Source organism: Bradyrhizobium sp. USDA 3256 (assembly GCF_054058275.1).
The window spans coordinates 6987748-7006444 of sequence record NZ_JBSSAE010000002.1 but is presented as its reverse complement, the minus strand read 5'-3'; the positions used below and the strand labels follow the sequence as shown (position 1 = coordinate 7006444).

At 64.5% G+C, this 18697-nt stretch carries 18 protein-coding genes and 1 pseudogene; 7 read left to right on the top strand and 12 right to left on the bottom strand.

The features are described from left to right. The first annotated feature begins 113 nt into the window (after positions 1 to 113). The gene (locus ACVWY5_RS35060; protein ID WP_028334669.1) at positions 114 to 911 is read left to right on the top strand and encodes a tetratricopeptide repeat protein; all 798 of its coding nucleotides are present in this window, start codon (positions 114 to 116) and stop codon (positions 909 to 911) included. A 168-nt stretch (positions 912 to 1079) separates the two neighbouring features. Here ACVWY5_RS35060 and ACVWY5_RS35055 read toward each other — a convergent pair whose 3' ends face one another. From ACVWY5_RS35055 to ACVWY5_RS35015, 9 genes are all read right to left on the bottom strand, one after another. Beyond that, complete coding sequence (locus ACVWY5_RS35055; RefSeq protein WP_028334670.1) at positions 1080 to 2054, bottom strand: type II secretion system F family protein; 975 nt, start codon at positions 2052 to 2054, stop codon at positions 1080 to 1082. A gap of 9 nt (positions 2055 to 2063) precedes the next feature. Further along, positions 2064 to 3041 (bottom strand): type II secretion system F family protein, encoded by a 978-nt coding sequence (locus tag ACVWY5_RS35050; RefSeq protein ID WP_028334671.1) that lies wholly within the window; start codon positions 3039 to 3041, stop codon positions 2064 to 2066. Between the two features lie 11 nt (positions 3042 to 3052). Next, complete coding sequence (locus ACVWY5_RS35045) at positions 3053 to 4516, bottom strand: CpaF family protein (protein ID WP_028334672.1); 1464 nt, start codon at positions 4514 to 4516, stop codon at positions 3053 to 3055. Positions 4517 to 4540: 24 nt separating this feature from the next. Continuing rightward, complete coding sequence (locus ACVWY5_RS35040; RefSeq protein ID WP_018269598.1) at positions 4541 to 5809, bottom strand: AAA family ATPase; 1269 nt, start codon at positions 5807 to 5809, stop codon at positions 4541 to 4543. Further along, entirely contained in the window at positions 5806 to 6558 is a 753-nt protein-coding gene (locus ACVWY5_RS35035; RefSeq protein WP_028334673.1) for a CpaD family pilus assembly protein, read from the bottom strand. Before ACVWY5_RS35035 ends, ACVWY5_RS35040 begins: the two co-directional genes overlap by 4 nt. A gap of 8 nt (positions 6559 to 6566) precedes the next feature. Beyond that, positions 6567 to 8045, bottom strand: a complete 1479-nt coding sequence (locus tag ACVWY5_RS35030; protein ID WP_152977888.1) for a type II and III secretion system protein family protein — start codon at positions 8043 to 8045, stop codon at positions 6567 to 6569. A 2-nt stretch (positions 8046 to 8047) separates the two neighbouring features. Beyond that, complete coding sequence (gene cpaB, locus ACVWY5_RS35025; protein WP_028334675.1) at positions 8048 to 8842, bottom strand: Flp pilus assembly protein CpaB; 795 nt, start codon at positions 8840 to 8842, stop codon at positions 8048 to 8050. Between the two features lie 127 nt (positions 8843 to 8969). Then, a complete protein-coding gene (locus tag ACVWY5_RS35020; protein WP_028334676.1) occupies positions 8970 to 9494 on the bottom strand; it encodes an A24 family peptidase in 525 nt (174 codons plus the stop codon). Positions 9495 to 9666: 172 nt separating this feature from the next. Continuing rightward, on the bottom strand, positions 9667 to 9831 hold the full coding sequence (locus ACVWY5_RS35015) for a Flp family type IVb pilin (RefSeq protein WP_016842642.1): 165 nt from the start codon (positions 9829 to 9831) through the stop codon (positions 9667 to 9669). Positions 9832 to 10111: 280 nt separating this feature from the next. Between ACVWY5_RS35015 and ACVWY5_RS35010 the strand changes: the two are divergent. From ACVWY5_RS35010 to ACVWY5_RS34990, 5 genes and pseudogenes are all read left to right on the top strand, one after another. Continuing rightward, positions 10112 to 10943, top strand: a pseudogene (locus ACVWY5_RS35010) (sterol desaturase family protein). Between the two features lie 11 nt (positions 10944 to 10954). Then, positions 10955 to 12400: a hypothetical protein gene (locus tag ACVWY5_RS35005; protein ID WP_028334678.1), complete on the top strand. Its 1446-nt coding sequence runs from the start codon at positions 10955 to 10957 to the stop codon at positions 12398 to 12400. 196 nt (positions 12401 to 12596) lie between these two features. Continuing rightward, positions 12597 to 13100, top strand: coding sequence for a pilus assembly protein N-terminal domain-containing protein (locus ACVWY5_RS35000; RefSeq protein WP_028334679.1), 504 nt, complete (start codon positions 12597 to 12599; stop codon positions 13098 to 13100). Between the two features lie 172 nt (positions 13101 to 13272). After that, complete coding sequence (locus ACVWY5_RS34995; RefSeq protein WP_028334680.1) at positions 13273 to 13842, top strand: TadE/TadG family type IV pilus assembly protein; 570 nt, start codon at positions 13273 to 13275, stop codon at positions 13840 to 13842. Positions 13843 to 13850: 8 nt separating this feature from the next. Further along, on the top strand, positions 13851 to 14480 hold the full coding sequence (locus tag ACVWY5_RS34990; protein ID WP_051376187.1) for a TadE/TadG family type IV pilus assembly protein: 630 nt from the start codon (positions 13851 to 13853) through the stop codon (positions 14478 to 14480). A gap of 120 nt (positions 14481 to 14600) precedes the next feature. On the opposite strand, the gene ACVWY5_RS34985 is transcribed toward ACVWY5_RS34990, so the two are convergent. The 3 genes from ACVWY5_RS34985 to ACVWY5_RS34975 all read right to left on the bottom strand — a co-directional run bounded on the left by ACVWY5_RS34985 (position 14601) and on the right by ACVWY5_RS34975 (position 16830). After that, positions 14601 to 14813, bottom strand: a complete 213-nt coding sequence (locus ACVWY5_RS34985; RefSeq protein WP_016842648.1) for a cold-shock protein — start codon at positions 14811 to 14813, stop codon at positions 14601 to 14603. 280 nt (positions 14814 to 15093) lie between these two features. Then, on the bottom strand, positions 15094 to 15387 hold the full coding sequence (gene infA, locus ACVWY5_RS34980) for a translation initiation factor IF-1 (RefSeq protein ID WP_016842649.1): 294 nt from the start codon (positions 15385 to 15387) through the stop codon (positions 15094 to 15096). A 24-nt stretch (positions 15388 to 15411) separates the two neighbouring features. After that, positions 15412 to 16830 carry a DEAD/DEAH box helicase gene (locus tag ACVWY5_RS34975; RefSeq protein ID WP_028334682.1) on the bottom strand — a complete coding sequence of 473 codons (1419 nt, stop codon included), beginning with the start codon at positions 16828 to 16830 and terminating at the stop codon, positions 15412 to 15414. Positions 16831 to 17363: 533 nt separating this feature from the next. On the opposite strand from ACVWY5_RS34975, the gene urtA reads away from it, so the two are divergent. After that, the gene (gene urtA / locus ACVWY5_RS34970; protein ID WP_028334683.1) at positions 17364 to 18692 is read left to right on the top strand and encodes an urea ABC transporter substrate-binding protein; all 1329 of its coding nucleotides are present in this window, start codon (positions 17364 to 17366) and stop codon (positions 18690 to 18692) included. The last annotated feature ends 5 nt before the right edge of the window (positions 18693 to 18697 follow it).

Here is an 18697-nt window from a genome sequence, read left to right as displayed (position 1 = left end):
GAACCGGAGCGTCGGCTCGCCGGCGACGCCAGTTAACCAGACGTTAGGGTTAACAGTCTATTGCTGGCACGCTCGGCTGGAACCGTTCGCCCGATTTCGTGAGTCACAGTGCCATGTGTCGACAGTCCAATCTGACCCGGCATCTCGCTTCCGCAGCCCTTCTGGCGGTCCTGGCCGCAGGGCTTGGCGGTTGCCAGACCATGTCCGACGTGGCGGGATCGATCACGTCGCGGTCCGATCCCACGCCCGATGATCCGCGCCGGGCCGTCGAGGCCTATGGCGAGCGCTATCGCAAGAATCCCAAGGATGTCGCCGCCGCGGTCGCCTACGGCCAGGCCCTGCGTATGACCGGCCAGCGCTCGCAGGCCTGCGCTGTGCTCGAGCAGGCCACGATCGCCAACCCAGGCAACAAGGCGCTGCTCGCCGCCTATGGCCGCGCGCTGGCCGACAACGGCAATTCGCAGGCTGCATTCGACGTGCTGAGCCGCGCGCACAGCCCGGACAATCCGGACTGGCGGATCCTGTCGGTGCAGGGCACCACGCTCGACAAGATGAACCGGCACGAGGAGGCGCGGCGCTATTACGCCAGTGCGCTCAGGCTGGCTCCGGACGAGCCGTCGGTGCTGTCCAATCTCGGCCTGTCCTACATGCTGACCAAGGATTTGCCGAAAGCGGAACAGACGCTGCGCCAGGCCTATGCCAGCGCCCGCGCCGACACCCGGATCCGGCAGAACCTTGCGCTGGTCGTCGGCCTGCAGGGCCGCTTCGCGGAGGCGGAAACAATCGTCAAGGCCGACCTGCCGTCGGATGAGGCCGCGGCCAACGTCGCCTATCTCCGCGACATGCTCAATCGCAAGGACGGGCCGCGGACCGCGTCGCGTGCGACGCCGGTCGTCGCCAAGGACGACTAAACCAAACGCGGCAGCTCCGCCTCCCCTTGAAAAGGGGAGGTCGCTTTGCTCGCGAGCGCAAAGCAGGTGGGGATCATCTCTCCACGAGCGGCAGTGTCTGCGGCTGACCCCCATCCCGGCCTTCCCCTTTCAGGGGGAAGGAGAAGGCAGCCGCGCAGGCGACGCAACTCAATGCATCGTGGCGATCTTGATGTAGGACGGCCCGAGGATCACGATGAACAGGCAAGGCAGGAAGAACAGGATCATCGGCACCGTCAGCTTCGGCGGCAGTGCTGCGGCCTTCTTCTCGGCCTCGTTCATCCGCATGTCGCGGTTTTCCTGCGCCATCACGCGCAGGCTCTGGCCGAGCGGCGTGCCGTAGCGTTCGGATTGCTGCAAGGCCATGCACACCGACTTCACGCCTTCGAGGCCGGTGCGGCGCGCCAGGTTCTCGTAGGCGGTCTTGCGATCCTGCAAATAGGACAGTTCCGCGGTGGTCAGCGCGAACTCCTCCGACAGCGCGACCGACTGCCCGGCGATCTCGTTGGCCACTTTCCGGAACGCGACCTCGACCGACATGCCCGACTCGATGCAGATCAGCAGCAAGTCGAGCGAATCCGGGAAGGCGCGCTTGATCTGGAGCTGGCGCTTGGCGATCGCGTTCTTCAGGAACAGCATCGGCGCCTGCAGGCCGGCATAGGCCGCGCCGACGCAAATGCCGATCTTGAGCGTGAGCGACCAGTTCGCGCCGGCAATGAAGAATGTATAGATGATTGCGCCGATCAGCATCAGGATCGGCGTGACCGCCCGCGCAGCCAGGAAGTAGACATAGGGGGCGTGGCCGCGATAGCCCGCCATCACCAGCTTCTCGATTGCCGCTTCCTGAGCCAGCCATTTGGTGAGGTTCAGGTCATCCACCATCTTGGAGACCGCCTGCTTCGGCGTCTGCCGCAGCGTCACCTTCTCCGACCTGGAGAGGCGTTCGCGCTCGCGCTGCCGCAGGCGCTCGCGCTCGCTGGCGACCGCCTTCATGCGCTTGTTGAGATCGCCGCCGGCCAGCAGCGGCATCACCAGCGTGTAGACCGTCGCGCTTGCCGCGAAGAAGGCAAGCAGCATGGTCATGAACCTGACGTCGTGGAGCTTGGCGACCAGAATATCAATCATGCTGCACCGTCAGAAATCGAAGTTGATCATCTTCTTCATCACCAGCACGCCCATCGACATCCAGATCGCGCAGGCGACCAGCATGAGCTGGCCCATCGAATTCGTCCACAGCAGGGCGATGTAGTCCGGCGTCGTCAGGAACACGAGGATCATCACGATCGGCGGCAGCGAGCCGATGATGGCGGCGGAGGCCTTCGCTTCCATCGACATCGCCTGGATCTTCTCGGCCATCTTCTTGCGGTCGCGCAGCACCCTCGACAAATTGCCGAGCGCTTCCGACAAATTGCCGCCGGACTTCTGCTGGATCGCGATCACGATGCCGAAGAAGTTCGCCTCCGGCAGCGGCATCCGCTCGTAGAGCCGGGAGCAGGCTTCGCCGAGCGGCATGCCGATCGCCTGGGTCTCGATGATGGCGAGAAACTCGCTGCGCAGCGGCTCCGGCGCGTCGTTGACGACCGCCTTGAGCGATTCGAACAGCGGCAGACCGGCCTTGATGCCGCGCACGATGACGTCGACGGCGTCAGGCAGCGCCTTCAGGAACGCCTTTTCCCGCCGCTTCTTCAAGAAGCCGAGCAGCCAGCGCGGTGCGCCGAGACCCATGGCAAAGCCGATGCCGGCCGCGCCGAGCATGCCGCCACCGGCCAGGAATGCCGCGCCGAACCCGAATAGGCCGAGAGCGCCGGAGATCATCCAGAACTTCTGCTCCGACCACTCCAGTCCGGCCTGCGAGATGCGCAGGCCGAGCGGGACTTTCTTGTCCTTCTGGCGCCGCGCCTCGAGCTCCTTCAACGATCCTTCGACCTGCTCGCGGCGGGAGCGCTGCGTGCGGTCGGCGTTTCGTGTCGTCGTGGGTTCGCTGCGCGCCACCGACGCCCGCCGCGACTCGGCCTTCTTCTCCCCCGAGAGGTAGGGATACAGGAAGACCCAGGCGATGCCGCCCACCGTCGTGGCGGCGAGGAAGGCGAGAGCCAGAGTTTGCGTCTGCATCCTGCGTTCCCCTAGACCGGCGCCGGCGCGTCGGAGGCATCCAGCGCTGCCGCAAGCCGCTTCTCTTCGTTGTAGTAGCGCGCACGTTCCCAGAAGCGCGGCCGGCCGATGCCGGTCGAGCGGTGCTTGCCGATGATCTTGCCGTTGGCGTCCTCTCCGACCACGTCGTAGAGGAAGACATCCTGGGTGATGATGGTATCGCCTTCCATGCCCATCACCTCGGTGATGTGCGTGATGCGGCGCGAACCGTCGCGCAGGCGCGCGGCCTGCACGATGATGTCGACCGAGGCGCAGATCATCTCGCGAATGGTGCGAGACGGAAGCGCGAAGCCGCCCATGGTGATCATGGATTCGCAGCGCGACAGTGCTTCGCGCGGATTGTTGGCGTGCAGCGTGCCCATCGAGCCGTCGTGGCCGGTGTTCATGGCCTGCAACAGGTCGAACGCTTCGGGTCCGCGGACTTCGCCGACGATGATGCGCTCCGGGCGCATACGCAGGCAGTTGCGGACCAGTTCGCGCATCGTCACCTGGCCCTCGCCCTCGATGTTCGGCGGCCGGGTTTCCAGCCGCACCACATGCGGCTGCTGCAGCTGAAGCTCGGCGGCGTCTTCGCAGGTGATGATGCGTTCGTCGTGCTCGATGTAGTTGGTCAGGCAGTTCAGCAGCGTGGTCTTGCCCGAGCCGGTGCCGCCGGAGATGATCACGTTGCAGCGGACGCGGCCGATGATCTGCAGGATGGTCGCCCCTTCGGGGGTGATCGCGCCGAACTTGACGAGCTGCTCCAGCGTCAGCTTGTCCTTCTTGAATTTGCGGATGGTGAGTGCGGGCCCGTCGATCGCCAGCGGCGGCACGATGGCGTTGACGCGCGAACCGTCGGCGAGGCGGGCGTCGCAGATCGGCGAGGATTCGTCGACGCGCCGGCCGACCTGGCTGACGATGCGTTGGCAGATATTGAGCAGCTGCTGGTTGTCGCGAAAGCGGATGCCGGTGCGCTGGATCTTGCCGGCGACTTCGATGAACACGGTGCCTGCGCCGTTGACCATGATGTCGGCGATGTCGTCGCGCGACAGCAGCGGCTCCAGCGGGCCGTAGCCGAGCACGTCGTTGCAGATGTCGTCGAGCAGCTCCTCCTGCTCGGCGATCGACATCACGATGTTCTTGATCGCGATGATCTCGTTGACGATGTCGCGGATTTCCTCGCGCGCCGATTCGCTGTCCAGCTTGGCGAGCTGGGCAAGGTCGATCGCCTCGATCAGGGCGCCGAAGATCGTCGCCTTGACCTGGTAGTAGTTGTCCGAGCGGCGGGCTTCGACGGCCGGGGCAGGCGGTGGCTTGCTGGGTGCCAGCGGCGGCGACGAGATCGCCGGTGCGACGGGCTCGCGCGACATCGCCGGCGCGCCGGCTGGCTCCGGCGTCTGAAACGCGGGCTTGGGTGCCCGCACGTCCCCATCGTTTCCGCTACGCTTACCAAACACGACGTCTTGACTCCACGCGGACCACTATTTGGACCGCAGCTTTTCGAGCAGGGGCGACAGGAAGGACCCCCTCGGCTTCTTGGTCTCGCCGCGGCCTGTCAGCCGCTGCGCCATCTGCAGAAACATCTCGACCGCGCGGTGATTGGCGGAAATCTCGGCGATCATCTGGCCGTTGTTGGCGGCCGAACCGAAGATCTGCGGATCGAACGGGATGGCGGCGATCGGCTGGCTTTCGATCGCCTTGGCGAACTCGCCGGCCGCGATCTCGGGACGCTTCGGCACGCCGACCTGGTTCAGGCAATACAGCGGTGCGCGGTCGTTGGGCCGCGAGGCCTTCAGCAGGTCGAACATATTCTTGGCATTGCGCAGATTGGCGAGGTCGGGCGCCGCCACGATCAGGATGTCGTCCGCCGCGATCAACGCGCGCTTGGTCCAGCCGGACCATTGATGCGGCACGTCGAGCACGATGCAGGGCATCGTGGTCCGCAGCGTATCGAAGATCGCGTCGAACGCCTCGGCGCCGAAATCGTAGACCTTGTCCAGCGTCGCCGGCGCCGCCAGCAGGCTCAGATGGTCGGTGCATTTCGACAGCAGGCGGTCGACGAAGGCGGTATCGACGCGGTCCGGCGAGAACACGGCATCGGCGATGCCCTGCGCGGGATCCTGGTTGTAGTTGAGGCCGGCGGTGCCGAAGGCGAGGTCGAGGTCGGCGACCACGGAATCAAGCGCCAGATCGCGGGCAATCGCCCAGGCGACATTGTGGGCGATGGTCGAGGCACCGACACCGCCCTTGGCACCGACGACGGCGACGATGCGGCCGACCGCCTTGGCTTCCGGCGCCGAAAACAGGTTGCAGACCGCACGCACCACGTCGATCGCATGGGCCGGCGCAATCACGTAATCGCTGACACCGCGGCGCACCAGCTCGCGATACAGGGTGACGTCGTTGACGCGGCCGATCACGACCACGCGGGTGCCGGCATCGCACACTGTTGCGAGCTGATCGAGGCCGGCCAGGATGTCGCCGCGGCCCTCGGTCTCGAGAATGATGACGTTGGGCGTCGGCGCCGAGCGATAGGCCTCGATGGCGGCCGCCATGCCGCCCATCTGGATCTTGAGGTGAGCCTTGGCCAGCCGGCGATCCTCGCCCGCCGACTGCACGGCGGCAGCGGTCTCGACCGTTTCGCAGAACGCCTGGACCGAGACCCGTGGCGCCGGAGCAATATGGTCGTCCACGGCCTGCGGCGGGGCGTCCGTCTGCTCTTCGGAGTTTTGCTGCGCGTAGGTGATCATTTTCCTGTGTCGCTTAGCTTGGCCCTGTCGGACTCGGGATAGGTCGTGGCGGTGGTGGTGCCCTTGCGATACTTGTCGAAGGCGATGTTGCGACGCGACGTATAGGCAGGGGTCTCCGCGCGCGGCTGCACGAGGTCGGTCGGGTCTTCGACCATGGCTGCAAGGTTGCGCTGATTGGCGCAGCCGAAATTGTAGTACTGCTTGTTCTCGATGTAGGACCCGTTGTGGATCGACGGGCCGAGATCTTCCGGCCAGAGGCCGCACGGCCCGGCGACCGCTTTCATCTTTGGATAGTTCACGCGGATCGCGGGCATCTGGCGCGGATCCTCGGGATGGTATTTGCGAACCAGGATCCCGCGCGGCGGCACGCCGGCGGCGGTGAACGTGGCCTGGATCTCGCGCAGCGATTCCTGGGCGGTCCGTGCGTTCGGCGTGTCGACGGGAACGTCGATGGTGACGGCGCCGGTCCCCTCGCGCATCCAGTCCTGCGCCATCCCCATCACCTCGGCGCGCTGCTCGGCAGTCAGGCCGCCGCGGCTGCGGCCGACGAAGACCACGATCGAGCGATCAGCCTCGGTGACCGCGATCGGGTGACGCTGGCGATAGTCGGCCGGCGCGTTCACCATCGCGAAACTGTTGTCGGCGGCGTGCTGGCAGGCGCCCAGCGTCATCGCGAGGCTGACGAGCGCTCCGGCGAGAGCGATACCGCGCTGGTAACCGGCGGATGTCCTGGATGTGGTCTGTGTCATCGTCCGCCTCAGTCCGTAATGAAGCCGTAAGTGCCGCGGTAATTCCGCGCCGGCTCGGTGCGGCCGGGCACGCCGTAGACGCGATTGATGCTGCCGAGCAGGTCGGCCTGCGGATCGGACGCGTTGGCGAAGCCGTCATCCGGACGCGACAGGTCCTTTTGCGCCACCGCGCGAACGACATAGGGCGTCACCAGCACCATCATCTCGGTCTGGTTGTTGACGAAGTCACGGCTGCGGAACAGCGTTCCGAGCACCGGCAGCGACGCCAGCCCGGGAAGGCCATTGATCGCCTGCTTGGTCTGGTCCTGGATCAGGCCGGCCATCGCCATCGAGCCGCCCGAGGGAATTTCCAGCGTGGTCTCGGCGCGCCGGGTCTTGATCGAGGGGATCGTCGTTCCGCCCGCGCCGCCGGTCAGCGAGTTCTCGGTCGAGACTTCCGACACTTCCGTCATCACGCGCAGGCTGATCCGTCCCTCGGTCAGCACCACGGGCGTGAAGTTGAGCGAAATGCCGAATTTCTTGAAGCTGACGGTCTGAACGCAATTCCCGATCGCGCCTCCCGTCGTCGTCTGACAGGTCACGCCGGTCGGAATTGGAAATTCGCCGCCCGAGATGAAGGTCGCCGATTCGCCGGAGATCGCAGTCAGGTTCGGCTCGGCGAGCGTCCGCACCACGCCTGCGCTTTCCATGGCGCGCAGCGTCGCCGACACCGATGGAGCCGCACCGAATGATGTGGTGAGGTTGTTACCGGGCACCAGCGCTGCGTTGTTCGCCGTGAACGGGTTGTTGTTGGTGAATTTCACCACGGTGGTGCCGTAGTTGAGGTTCGCGGTGAGGTCGATGCCGAGCTGCTTGATCAGGCTGCGTGAGACTTCGGCGACCGTCACCTTCAGCATCACCTGGTCGCGGCCACGAACTGTGATCGAGTTCACGACCTTGTCGGCGCTGCCGACCAGCCGCGTGGCGATCTCGCCGGCCTGCTGCGCTTCGATCGGGCTCGCCGCGCTTCCGGTCAGCATGACGCCCTCGCCGACGCCCTCGATCTGGATATCGGCATTCGGCAGTGCGGCGCGCAGGGCCGCGCGCACGCCGTTGAGGTCGCGCTTGACCGCGATGTCATAGGCCGCGATCTGCTGGCCGGCGGCGTCGAAGAACACGATGTTGGTCTGGCCGACGGTCGCGCCGATGATGTAGGCGCGCTGCGCCGAGCGGACCACGGCATTGGCGATCTTGGGATCGGCGACCAGCACATCCTTGATGTCCCTCGGCAGATCGATCACCACCGATTTGCCGACGCCGAGTGAGAGGAAGCGGGCGTTCATCTGGCCATCGGCCGCGGCGGGAGCGGCGCGGTAGTCGCCCGCCACCACCGGCGTCAGTGCCGGGTTGAGCGTGAGCGCCGCGACGGCCGAGAACGACAATGCGCGGACCATGAAGGCCCGCATCGTCCGTTGAGTTGCCCCGCCCTTCATCACCTGTGTCCTCATGGTCACTTCTGCATCGTTGCCTGGTTGGCAACGCCAAAGCGGATGACGTTGATCGTCTCACCGCGTCTCTGGTGGTTGTCTTCGGCCCTGACGTCGGTCCCATTGTTGTCGGCGATGCTGCGCAGCGCCAGCGACAGGACGCCACTCTGGCGCGCGCGCGCCAGCGTCTCGGTCTGGTCAGGCTTCAGCTCCAGCGTCACCGTCTTGCCGATCAGTGCGTTGGTGCCGTCCTTCTCCTTCGGCGCCTGGTCGATCGCGAGGACGCGGATATTGGTCAGGATGACCTCGGAATTGACGATGTCGGCGCCGTTGCGGTCGGGATTCTTGTCCCGCTTCGACAGCAGGACGTCGACCCGGTCGTTGGGCAGGATGAAGCCGCCGGCCCCGGTCTCGGGAGAGATTTCAGTCGACACCGCCCGCATGCCGGTCGGCAGGATCGCGGCCATGAAGCCGCTTCCGTCGGCCTTGACGAGCTTCTGCTCGCGGATCGGCTCACCCTGGATGAACGGGGCGCGCGCGATCGAGCCGGTGACGTCCTTGATGGCGTCGGCGTGGTTGTCCTTGCGCATGAAGCTGGCGCTGGCGGTCGCCGCCGGCCAGGTCTGCCACTGCAGATCTTCGGCCTTCACCGCCTGGCCGAGGCCAATGTCGGAGCGCGCGACCAGGATGTCGACCGTCGGCAGCTGCGCAACTGGCGGAGGAGCCGCCGGCTTGTCGTCGCTTCCGCTCGCCAAATAAAGCGCCGCAAGGCCGGCGCAGCCTGCAATTGCCAGGACCAGAATGCGGGCCTTATCCATTACGCTTCACTTTCCACATGACGCCGCGACGCTGCCGCCGCCGTGATGGGAGTTGACCAGCTATTCGTCAAAGCATGGTTAATGAGGCGTATCTAAATCGCCTTAACGGGCGGTTACCGCTGCTTTCTCAGCGCATGGCGAAGTGCGCGAGATCAATCGTCTTGATCCAGTCCGTCTCGGGATAGATCAGGAGGGCGCCGAGGGCGAGTGCGATGCCGTAGGGAATGCCGGTCTGCTTGTCGTGCAGGCGGCTGAGCCAGGCCTGGGACGCGAGCGGGTAGGGCAGCGGCCATTGCCGCAGCTGCAGCAAGAGCACGGTCAGCGCACCGCCGAACAGCGAGGCAAACACCAGATAGGGCAGCAGATGCTCGAACCCGAACCAAAGGCTGGCCGCGGCCGCGACCTTGGCGTCTCCGCCGCCGACCCAGCCCATCGCGAACATGCCGAACGCCACCACGAGAACCAGCGCGCCTGCGCCGGCATGGGTGAGGATCTCGTGGACGCCCATCCCGGTCAGCGGCGCCAGGACAAAGAAGCCAGCCACCAGCGCCAGCGAAATCCGGTTCGGGATCGTCATGGTCAGGAGATCGCTCGCCGCCGCAAAGGCCATCAGGGCCGGAAACAGCATCAAGCGTGCGATGTCGAGGATCATGAATTCATGCCGTCAAGCTGGAGCTGCGGTCGAGACCCGACGCTAGCGGCCAATGGTGAACAATCGGAAAAGGATTGCCGGCACCTTCTACGCAGGCAGCCGATCGGCCCCCGACAAATAGCAAAGGTCCCGGGATTGCCGGGACCTTTGATGCGAATTCGTCGAAGCCGGCTTACTTCAGCGAGCCCGAGATCGAGTTGAAGGTACCCGAGAGCTTCGTGCCGACGCCGTTGACTGCAGCGATGATCGCGATGGCGATACCGGTGGCGATCAGGCCGTACTCGATGGCGGTCGCGCCCGATTCGTCCTTCACGAAGCGCGAAACGAGGTTCTTCATAAAATCACTCCTGTGTACACGTGGCTGGTCGAACTAGATTTGGTCTCGCCGGCGTTCTCAGCACCGTGACCATTGCGGCACCCTAGTGTTGGACGATTTCGGTGCAGTTAATTTGATCGCATAAACTCTGCGGGAACCCGCTGTTGTTGCGCACAGTAAATTTGGCATTAAGCGGTCCGCTCAAATTGCAGATTGTTGCTGCGACCCGGCGCCCGGCGCCGATTCACGGCTCCTTAAGCGCACATCTATACCCATGGGGCTTCCGTAGTATGAGGCTGCCATGTCCACCCTTCCGATCGAAGTCATCGAGATGCTCGGCCAGACGATGATGAGGGTGGTGCCGATCACGATCGGCCTCGCGCTGTTCTTCACGGTGCTGACCCGCTTCTGGGCCTGCAATCCCGGCAAGCCGTGGTGGCAGAAGCGCGAGCTGGTCACGGACATCTGCTACTGGTTCTTCGTGCCGGTATTCGCCCGCGTGCTGCGCATCGGGCTGCTTGTGGTGGGCGCGGCCGCGGTGTTCGACGTGCACGGTGCCGACGAGCTGATCTCGTTCTACGAAAACGGACACGGCCCGCTGGCGCAGCTGCCGCTCTGGCTGCAATCGATCATCTTCCTGGTCGCTTCCGACTTCATGCTGTACTGGCTGCACCGGATGTTTCACGGCGGCGGCTTCTGGAAGTACCACGCCATTCATCATTCCTCCGAGGATCTCGAATGGATCTCGGCGGCGCGTTTCCATCCCGTCAATCTGCTGATCGGCACGATCTCGGTCGACGTGATCCTGTTGATGGCCGGCATCTCGCCGAACATCATGCTGTGGGTCGGTCCCTTCACCACATTCCACTCCGCCTTCGTGCACGCCAACCTGAACTGGACGCTCGGTCCGTTCAAATATGTGATCGCCACGCCGGTGTTTCATCGCTGGCATCACACCGCGCTCGAGGAGGGTGGCGACACCAATTTTGCGGGCACGTTTCCGCTCTGGGACATTCTGTTCGGGACATTCCGCATGCCCGAAGGCAAGCTTCCGGATGATTACGGCGTCGACGCGCGAGCAGGGCGTGCCGGCCGAAATCGGCGGACAGCTGGCCTATCCGTTCCGTCATTGAACCGCGCGCGCATGAGTGCTGAGACCGCAACCATCCCACAGGCGCGGGCCTCGGTGTTCGCCGAAGTCCCGGCCTGGTTCTGGATGGCGTGCGGCGTCTATGCGCTGCTGCTGATCGTCGGCGACAGGCTGCTCGCCGATTCCGACACCTACTGGCAGATTGCCGTCGGCCGCTGGATCCTCGACCACCGCGCATTGCCGTCGGTCGATATCTATTCCTTCACCAAGGCGGGTGAGCCTTGGGTGTCGTCGTCCTGGCTGGCGCAGGTCCTGTTCGCGAAGGCCTACGACCTTGCCGGGTGGACCGGGCCCGCGGCGCTGGCCGCGGCTTGCGGCGCCGCCACCTTCGCACTGCTCACCGCCATCCTCGGCCGCGCGCTGCCGGCGATCCATGCGAGCTTGATCGCGCTGGCTGCGCTGGTGCTGACATGCGGGCATCTGCTGGCCCGTCCGCATGTGCTCGCGTTGCCGATCATGATGGTCTGGGCGAACGGCCTGATGGTCGCCAGCGAGCGCCGCGAGGCCCCCTCGTTCTGGCTGCTGCCGCTGATCGCGCTCTGGGCCAATCTGCATGGCGGCTTTCTGTTCGGCCTGGTGCTGGCCGGCGCCTTCGCGCTCGATGCGCTGTGGAACGCCGCGCCAGCGCAAAGATTGCCGCTGGCGCTGCGCTGGGTCGCGTTCGGGCTCGGCGCGCTGGCCGCGTGCTGCGTGACGCCCTATGGCTGGGGAACGATCCTCGCCTCGCTGAGGATTCTCAGCCTCGGTGAACTGCTGCATCTCATCGCGGAATGGATGCCGGCGAGTTTCAGCCACCTCGATGCGTTCGAGCTGACCATTCTCGGCCTGATCGGTGGGGCGCTCTATTGCGGGGTGAAGCTGCCGCTGCCGCGGATCGCCCTGGCGCTGGGCCTGCTGCACATGGCGCTATCCCATGTCAGGAATCTCGAGCTCTTCGCCCTGCTGTTGCCGCTAGCCGCGCTGACGCCGGTGGCAACCCAGTTCGGCCTGCATGCCGCAAGCGTGGTCCGGCTGAAGGCCATGCCGGCCGCGATGCTCATCGCCGCGCTCTGCGCCTCGACCTGGTTCATTGCGGTGCGTCGGGACATGTCGCCGCCGACGATCCATTCGCCCGCTGCCGCCGTCGACGCGCTGAAGGCGCACAACGTGCAGCGCGTGCTCAATGATCTGCAGTTCGGCGGCTATCTGATCTGGCGCCAGGTGCCGGTGTTCGTCGACGGCCGTGCCGAGCTCTACGGCGAGAAATTCGAGATCGCCTATTACCGTGCGCTCCAGCTCAAGGACGTCGACGGCTTCCTCGATCTGCTCAAGACCTACAGAATCGATGCGGTGATGCTCGATCCGGCAACGCCCGCCTCCAAGTTTCTCGATCACATCGATGGATGGCAGCGCCTCTACGCCGACGATCGCGTGGTGGTGCATGTGCGTGCCGCCGGCTAGGCGGCGGTCCCCCCCGGGGGCGTTTTCCGCGGGATCACCGGGCCGTTGGCCGATCCGTTCCGGAAGTTGTGACATCGGCGCAATTCAGCGGTCGATTTTTGCTCTTCTTAAATGAATTGCCGTCAGATTTGCCTGCGTCGGGCGCCGGTCCGCTGCGTATCGCTTTTGCCGGCTTGTTAACGTCCCGGGGTAAGGTATGTCGTTTCAGTCCCAGCGTATTCGCGCCGTCGCGCGCATTGGATTCATCTCGCTGGCCGCAGCCGTTCTGTGGCCCGCATTCGCAACGGCGGCGCCGGATCCGGACCGGATCGCGGTCAATGTCGATCAGGCCAAGCTCGTCAAGCTGCCCGGCGGCATCTCCACCATCGTGGTCGGCAACCCGCTGATCGCCGACGTCACCCTGCAGAATGGCGGCGTTGTCGTCGTGACCGGCAAGGGCTACGGCGCGACCAACTTCATCGCACTCGACCGCACCGGCCAGGTGCTGGTGGATCGTCAGATCCAGGTCGAAGGTCCGACCGACCAGTTGGTCACGGTCTATCGCGGCGTCGATCGCGAGACCTACAGCTGCATGCCGGTCTGCCAGCGCCGCATCACCCTCGGCGACGGCGAGACCTACTTCAAGTCGACCATGGACCAGGCCGGCTCGCTCAACAGCCAGGCCTCCGGCTCGGGCGCGGCCGCGAAGCCGCAGAACTAGCGCGTGTCCGCGCCAGCGCTTCACGCGCCGGGGCAGCCGCCTGCCGCAGGCGGTCCATCCGACATGGTTAAGAAAAGCCTGACGGATCGGGTCGCTCTGTCTCGATCCGGCGAAATACTTCGACAATGAGTCCTGGGGTAGTTGTTGCCGCCATGTTGATCCGGGGTCGTTGATGCCGCTGCCCGCTCATTCTTTCGCGCGCCTCCTCCATCGCTTTCGCCGAAACCGCCGTGGCGCGACCGCGGTCGAATTCGCGATGATCGCGCCGCTGTTTTTCGGACTGCTGTTTGCGATCATCGAAGTGGCGATGATCTTCTTCGCGAGCCAGTTGCTGGAGACGGTGACGCAGGATTCCGCGCGCATGATCATGACCGGTCAGGCGCAGGGCGCAAGCTACACCCAGCAGCAGTTCAAGAACTATGTCTGTGGCCAGGTCAGCGCGCTGTTCGATTGCGTCAATGGCATATCGGTCGACGTGCGCAGCTATCCCGCTGCGACGGGCTTCAGCAGCGTCAACATCGCGCCTCCGATCGATTCCAACAACGCATTCATTCCGACCATGAAATGGTGCCCCGGCAAGGACGGCGACGTCGTGGTGGTCCGGCTATTCTATCAGTGGCCGCTGTTCGTCACCAAGCTTGGCTTCAATGTCGCCAACCTCGCCAACGGCAAGCGGCTGCTGACCGCGACCGCGACATTCAAGAACGAGCCATCCGGGACCGCCGGGGCGACATGCTCATGAGCAACGTCATGAAAACTCAGGCAGCGGCCTTGCTGCGCTCCGTCGCGACCCTCTGCAATGACCGCCGGGGTCTTGCCGCCGTCGAGTTCGCTTTCGTCCTGCCGCTGATGCTGGTGCTGTTCTTCGGTACTGTCGAGTTTTCATCCGGTGTCGCGGTCGACCGCAAGGTCACGCTTATGGCGCGCGCCGCGTCGGACCTGACCTCGCAGTCGACGCAGGTGGTGGATGCCGACCTGCAGAACTTCTTCAGTGCCAGCGTCGGTATCATGACTCCGTACGATCCGACGCCGACCAAGGTCACCTTGTCGGAAATCTACGTCGATGCCTCGAAGGTCGCGCGGATCCAGTGGAGCAAGGCGGGCGTGATGGCCACGGGCGCCACGCAGGCCACATTGACGGCCTCGAGCCGCAGTCAGGGTGATGTCGTGACCAGCGTCGTTCCGGCGGCGCTGCTGGTTGCGGGCACCTATCTGATCTTCAGCGAAGTCAGCTACAAATACGTTCCGACGGTCGGCTATGTGATGGCCAAGAGCGGCATCAATCTCACCGATGTCGCCTTCACAAGGCCGCGGCAGTCGGTTTGCGTGTTCTACGCGCCGACGTCTGCCACGATGCCGACGACCTGCTCGACCTATTAGAGCTTCCGAACGACGCGGAACGCCGATTGGCAATCCAGACAAAAAGGGCCGCACCCGAAGGTGCGGCCCTTGATGCTTTAGCGACAATTTCCTGGAGCTTCGCGCTCCCGGGAAATCGGCTTATCCGGCGGCGCGCAGATTGTCGGCCGAGGATTTGCCGGAACGGCGGTCAGCCACGATCTCGTAGGAGATCTTCTGGCCTTCACGCAGAGTGCCAAGGCCGGCGCGCTCGACTGCACTGATGTGCACGAACACGTCGTTCCCGCCTTCATCCGGCTGGATGAAGCCGTAGCCCTTGGTCGCGTTAAACCACTTCACGGTTCCCATGCTCACGTGGGTAGTCCCTTCTCAGATATACAAGTTCAAGACCCGCTGATCGGCGGGGTGGTGAGATCGAATTTTTGGAAAGGGTCGTCAGCGTCTGAACCGGCTGTACCGGTATTGGCTAATGTCGTCCGGCCGAAAATCGATGGGTAGGATATTATTCGATAGAAGGCTTCAAAACAATCCTGAAAACAATCCTGACGTGCGCGATTTTTTGGCCGGCGCAGCCGCCGGCCAATTGTGCGCAGGACATCAGGACGTCATGCCCGCAGCGGTTGCAATACCCCGCTTATCGGCGGCGGAACTGGCCGCCGCGCTGGGCTCCGCCCCGCGGCGGGCCACCGGGCGCGCCGCTCGGACGTTCGTCCTTATGCCGGAAGATCAGGCGCCCCTTTTCCAGATCGTAGGGCGACATTTCGATCGTAACACGGTCGCCGGCCAGCGTCTTGATGCGGTTTTTCTTCATCTTGCCGGCGGTGTAGGCGACGATCTCGTGCCCGGCATCGAGTTGCACCCGGTAACGAGCGTCGGGGAGGATTTCGGTCACCAGTCCTTCGAACTGGATCAGCTCTTCCTTAGCCATATGTTTCTCCAGATCGAGCGACGGCTAGTGCTTCGGTCGGTTGTTGCGGTTGGATTGCGGATTCGGCCGGCTCTCGCGATGCAAGAAGGCGACGCCCTGAATGCCTTCGCTGTTGCCGGCCTGCGACGGACGCGGCGACTCGCCCCGGCTCGTCTGCGGCGCGCCATTATTACCACCTCGACGGCGGCGGCGGCGAGGGCCTTTTGCGCCCGGAGCGGCCTCATTCCCACGGACATTATGTGCACGGGGCGCGGAGCGGCCGCCCCGGTGCGGGTGGGTGGCCTGCGCCGGCGCGGCGGCCTCGCGGCCGCCCTGTGTGCGGCGGTCTTCCCGCGGCACGGTAATCCGGATCAGCCGCTCGATATCGCGCAAATAGCCCATCTCCTCGGCACCGGCGATCAGCGAGATCGCGACGCCGTCGGCGCCGGCGCGCGCCGTGCGGCCGATGCGGTGGACGTAGGTCTCCGGGATGTTGGGCAGGTCGAAATTCACCACGTGGCTGACGCCGTCGACGTCGATGCCGCGGGCAGCGATATCGGTCGCCACCAGCGTGCGGATCTCACCGGAACGGAACGCCGCCAGCGTGCGCTCGCGGTGGTTCTGCGACTTGTTGCCGTGGATCGCATTGGCCTCGATGCCGGCCTTGGCAAGGCTTTTCACCACCTTGTCGGCGCCGTGCTTGGTGCGGGTGAAGACCAGGGCGCGGTTGACCGGTTCCTGCTTCAGCAACTGGGCGAGGACCGTCGGCTTGGCCGCGAAATCGACCTGGATCGCGCGCTGGGCGATGCGATCCACCGTCGAGGCCACCGGCGTCACCGCCACGCGGGCCGGGTCGCGCAGCATCGCCTCGGCGAGCTCGGCGATGTCCTTGGGCATGGTGGCCGAGAAGAACAGCGTCTGGCGCCGGATCGGCAGCTTGGCGACGATTTTCCGGATGTCGTTGATGAAGCCCATGTCGAGCATGCGGTCGGCTTCATCGAGCACCAGGAACTCGACCTGGTTGAGCTTCAGACCGTTGCTCTGCACGAGATCGAGCAGGCGGCCGGGGGTGGCGACCATCACCTCGACGCCCTGCATCACGGCACGGACCTGGCGGCCCATCGGCACGCCGCCGATGGCGAGCGCCGAGGACAGCCGGATGTGGCGGCCATAGGTGTTGAAACTGTCGAGGATCTGCCCGGACAGCTCGCGGGTCGGCGAGAGTACCAGCACGCGGCAGCTCTTGGGCTGCGGGCGCACGCGGTTCTCGAGCAGCCGGTGCAGGATCGGCAGCGCGAAGGAGGCGGTCTTGCCGGTACCGGTCTGGGCGATGCCGACGACGTCGCGGCCGGCAAGGGCTAGCGGGATGGTCTGGGCCTGGATGGGGGTCGGCGTGAGATAATTCTCTTCTCGGAGCGCGCGGGCGATGGGATCGGCGAGGCCGAAATCCTGAAAGGAGGTCAAAAGGTGGTTCTTTCCATAAAAGCCATCGTCGTTCCGGCCCATATCGGCCGGAAGCGTTTGAAGGCATTCGGGGACACCCGCGTGTCTGGGGCGTCAAGCTGGGTTAGCTGGAAGGCGAGCCAGAAGCCGCTTGGGGCAGCTTGAACACGCAGCTCGCGAAGGCACCGCGACTCTCGCGGGCATGGCGAGGATATGGACCAGGAACTGGGCGGTTTCAAGATGAGATCGCCGTCTTTGGTGCCCGGAGTTCGCTGAACCATCGCGCAAACTGTCACAAATCGATGCCGGAAATTTAGCCAAGACGGCAATTTTGCCTAAAAGATAGACTGATTGCTCTTTCGGCAGTCAAGTTGCCGGCTCAATGATTGGGCAGTCGGCTTCCGTATTTGCCCGGAACCGATGAAATTATCCAGCCGGTTCATCGGCTTACCGGGGCTGCGTACCGTGGCACAGTTCTTGCGATTCCCTTAACCGCAGGCGGCCAAGCGGCCGTTTCGCAAGCGTTCACGCCTGCGTCAGGGAGACGACATTTCATGCTTACTCAGCTTACTCACGGAATAGCGACGATGACCCGTCGCCGCGCGCTCGCGGCGACGGCCGGCCTGGTTTTGGGTCTGGCTGCGTCCTCGTCCCTCGCGCCCGCGCAAGCGGCCGACGACACCATCAAGGTTGGCATCCTTCACTCGCTGTCGGGCACCATGGCCATCAGCGAAACCACGCTGAAGGACACGATCCTTTTCCTGATCGACGAGCAGAACAAGAAGGGCGGCGTGCTCGGCAAGAAGCTCGAGCCCGTCGTGGTCGACCCCGCCTCGAACTGGCCGCTGTTCGCCGAAAAGGCCCGCGAGCTGATCACCAAGGACAAGGTCGCGGTCGTGTTCGGCTGCTGGACCTCGGTGTCGCGCAAATCCGTGCTCCCGGTGTTCAAGGAGCTGAACAACATCCTGTTCTATCCGGTGCAGTATGAGGGCGAGGAGTCCGAGCGCAACGTGTTCTACACCGGCGCGGCGCCGAACCAGCAGGCGATCCCGGCGGTCGACTATCTGATGAAGGAAGAAAAGGTGAAGCGCTGGGTGCTGGCCGGCACCGACTACGTCTATCCGCGCACCACCAACAAGATCCTGGAAGCCTATCTGAAGTCGAAGGGCGTCGCCCAGGACGACATCATGATCAACTACACGCCGTTCGGTCACTCCGACTGGCAGACGATCGTGGCCGACATCAAGAAGTTCGGCTCGGCCGGCAAGAAGACCGCGGTGGTCTCCACCATCAACGGCGACGCCAACGTTCCGTTCTACAAGGAGCTCGGCAACCAGGGCATCAAGGCGACCGATATCCCGGTGGTCGCGTTCTCGGTCGGCGAGGAAGAGCTCGCCGGCATCGACACCAAGCCGCTGCTCGGCCATCTCGCCGCCTGGAACTACTTCGAGTCGATCAAGACCCCGGCGAACGAGAAGTTCATCAAGGAGTGGCAGGCCTACACCAAGAATCCGAAGCGCGTGACCAACGATCCGATGGAAGCGCACTACATCGGCTTCAACATGTGGGTGAAGGCGGTCGAGAAGGTGAAGTCGACCGATCCGGACAAGGTGATCGATGCGCTTCCCGGCATCGAGGCGCCGAACCTGACCGGCGGCGTGTCGCAGATGCTGCCGAACCACCACATCACCAAGCCGGTGTTCATCGGCGAGATCAAGGGCAACGGCCAGTTCGACGTGGTCTGGAAGACCCCGGGCCTGGTGGCCGGCGACGCCTGGTCGAAGGAGCTCGAGGGTTCCAAGGACCTGATCGGCGATTGGGTCGGCAAGAAGTGCGGCAACTTCAACACCAAGACCAACAAGTGCGGCGGCCAGGGCTCCTGACAACA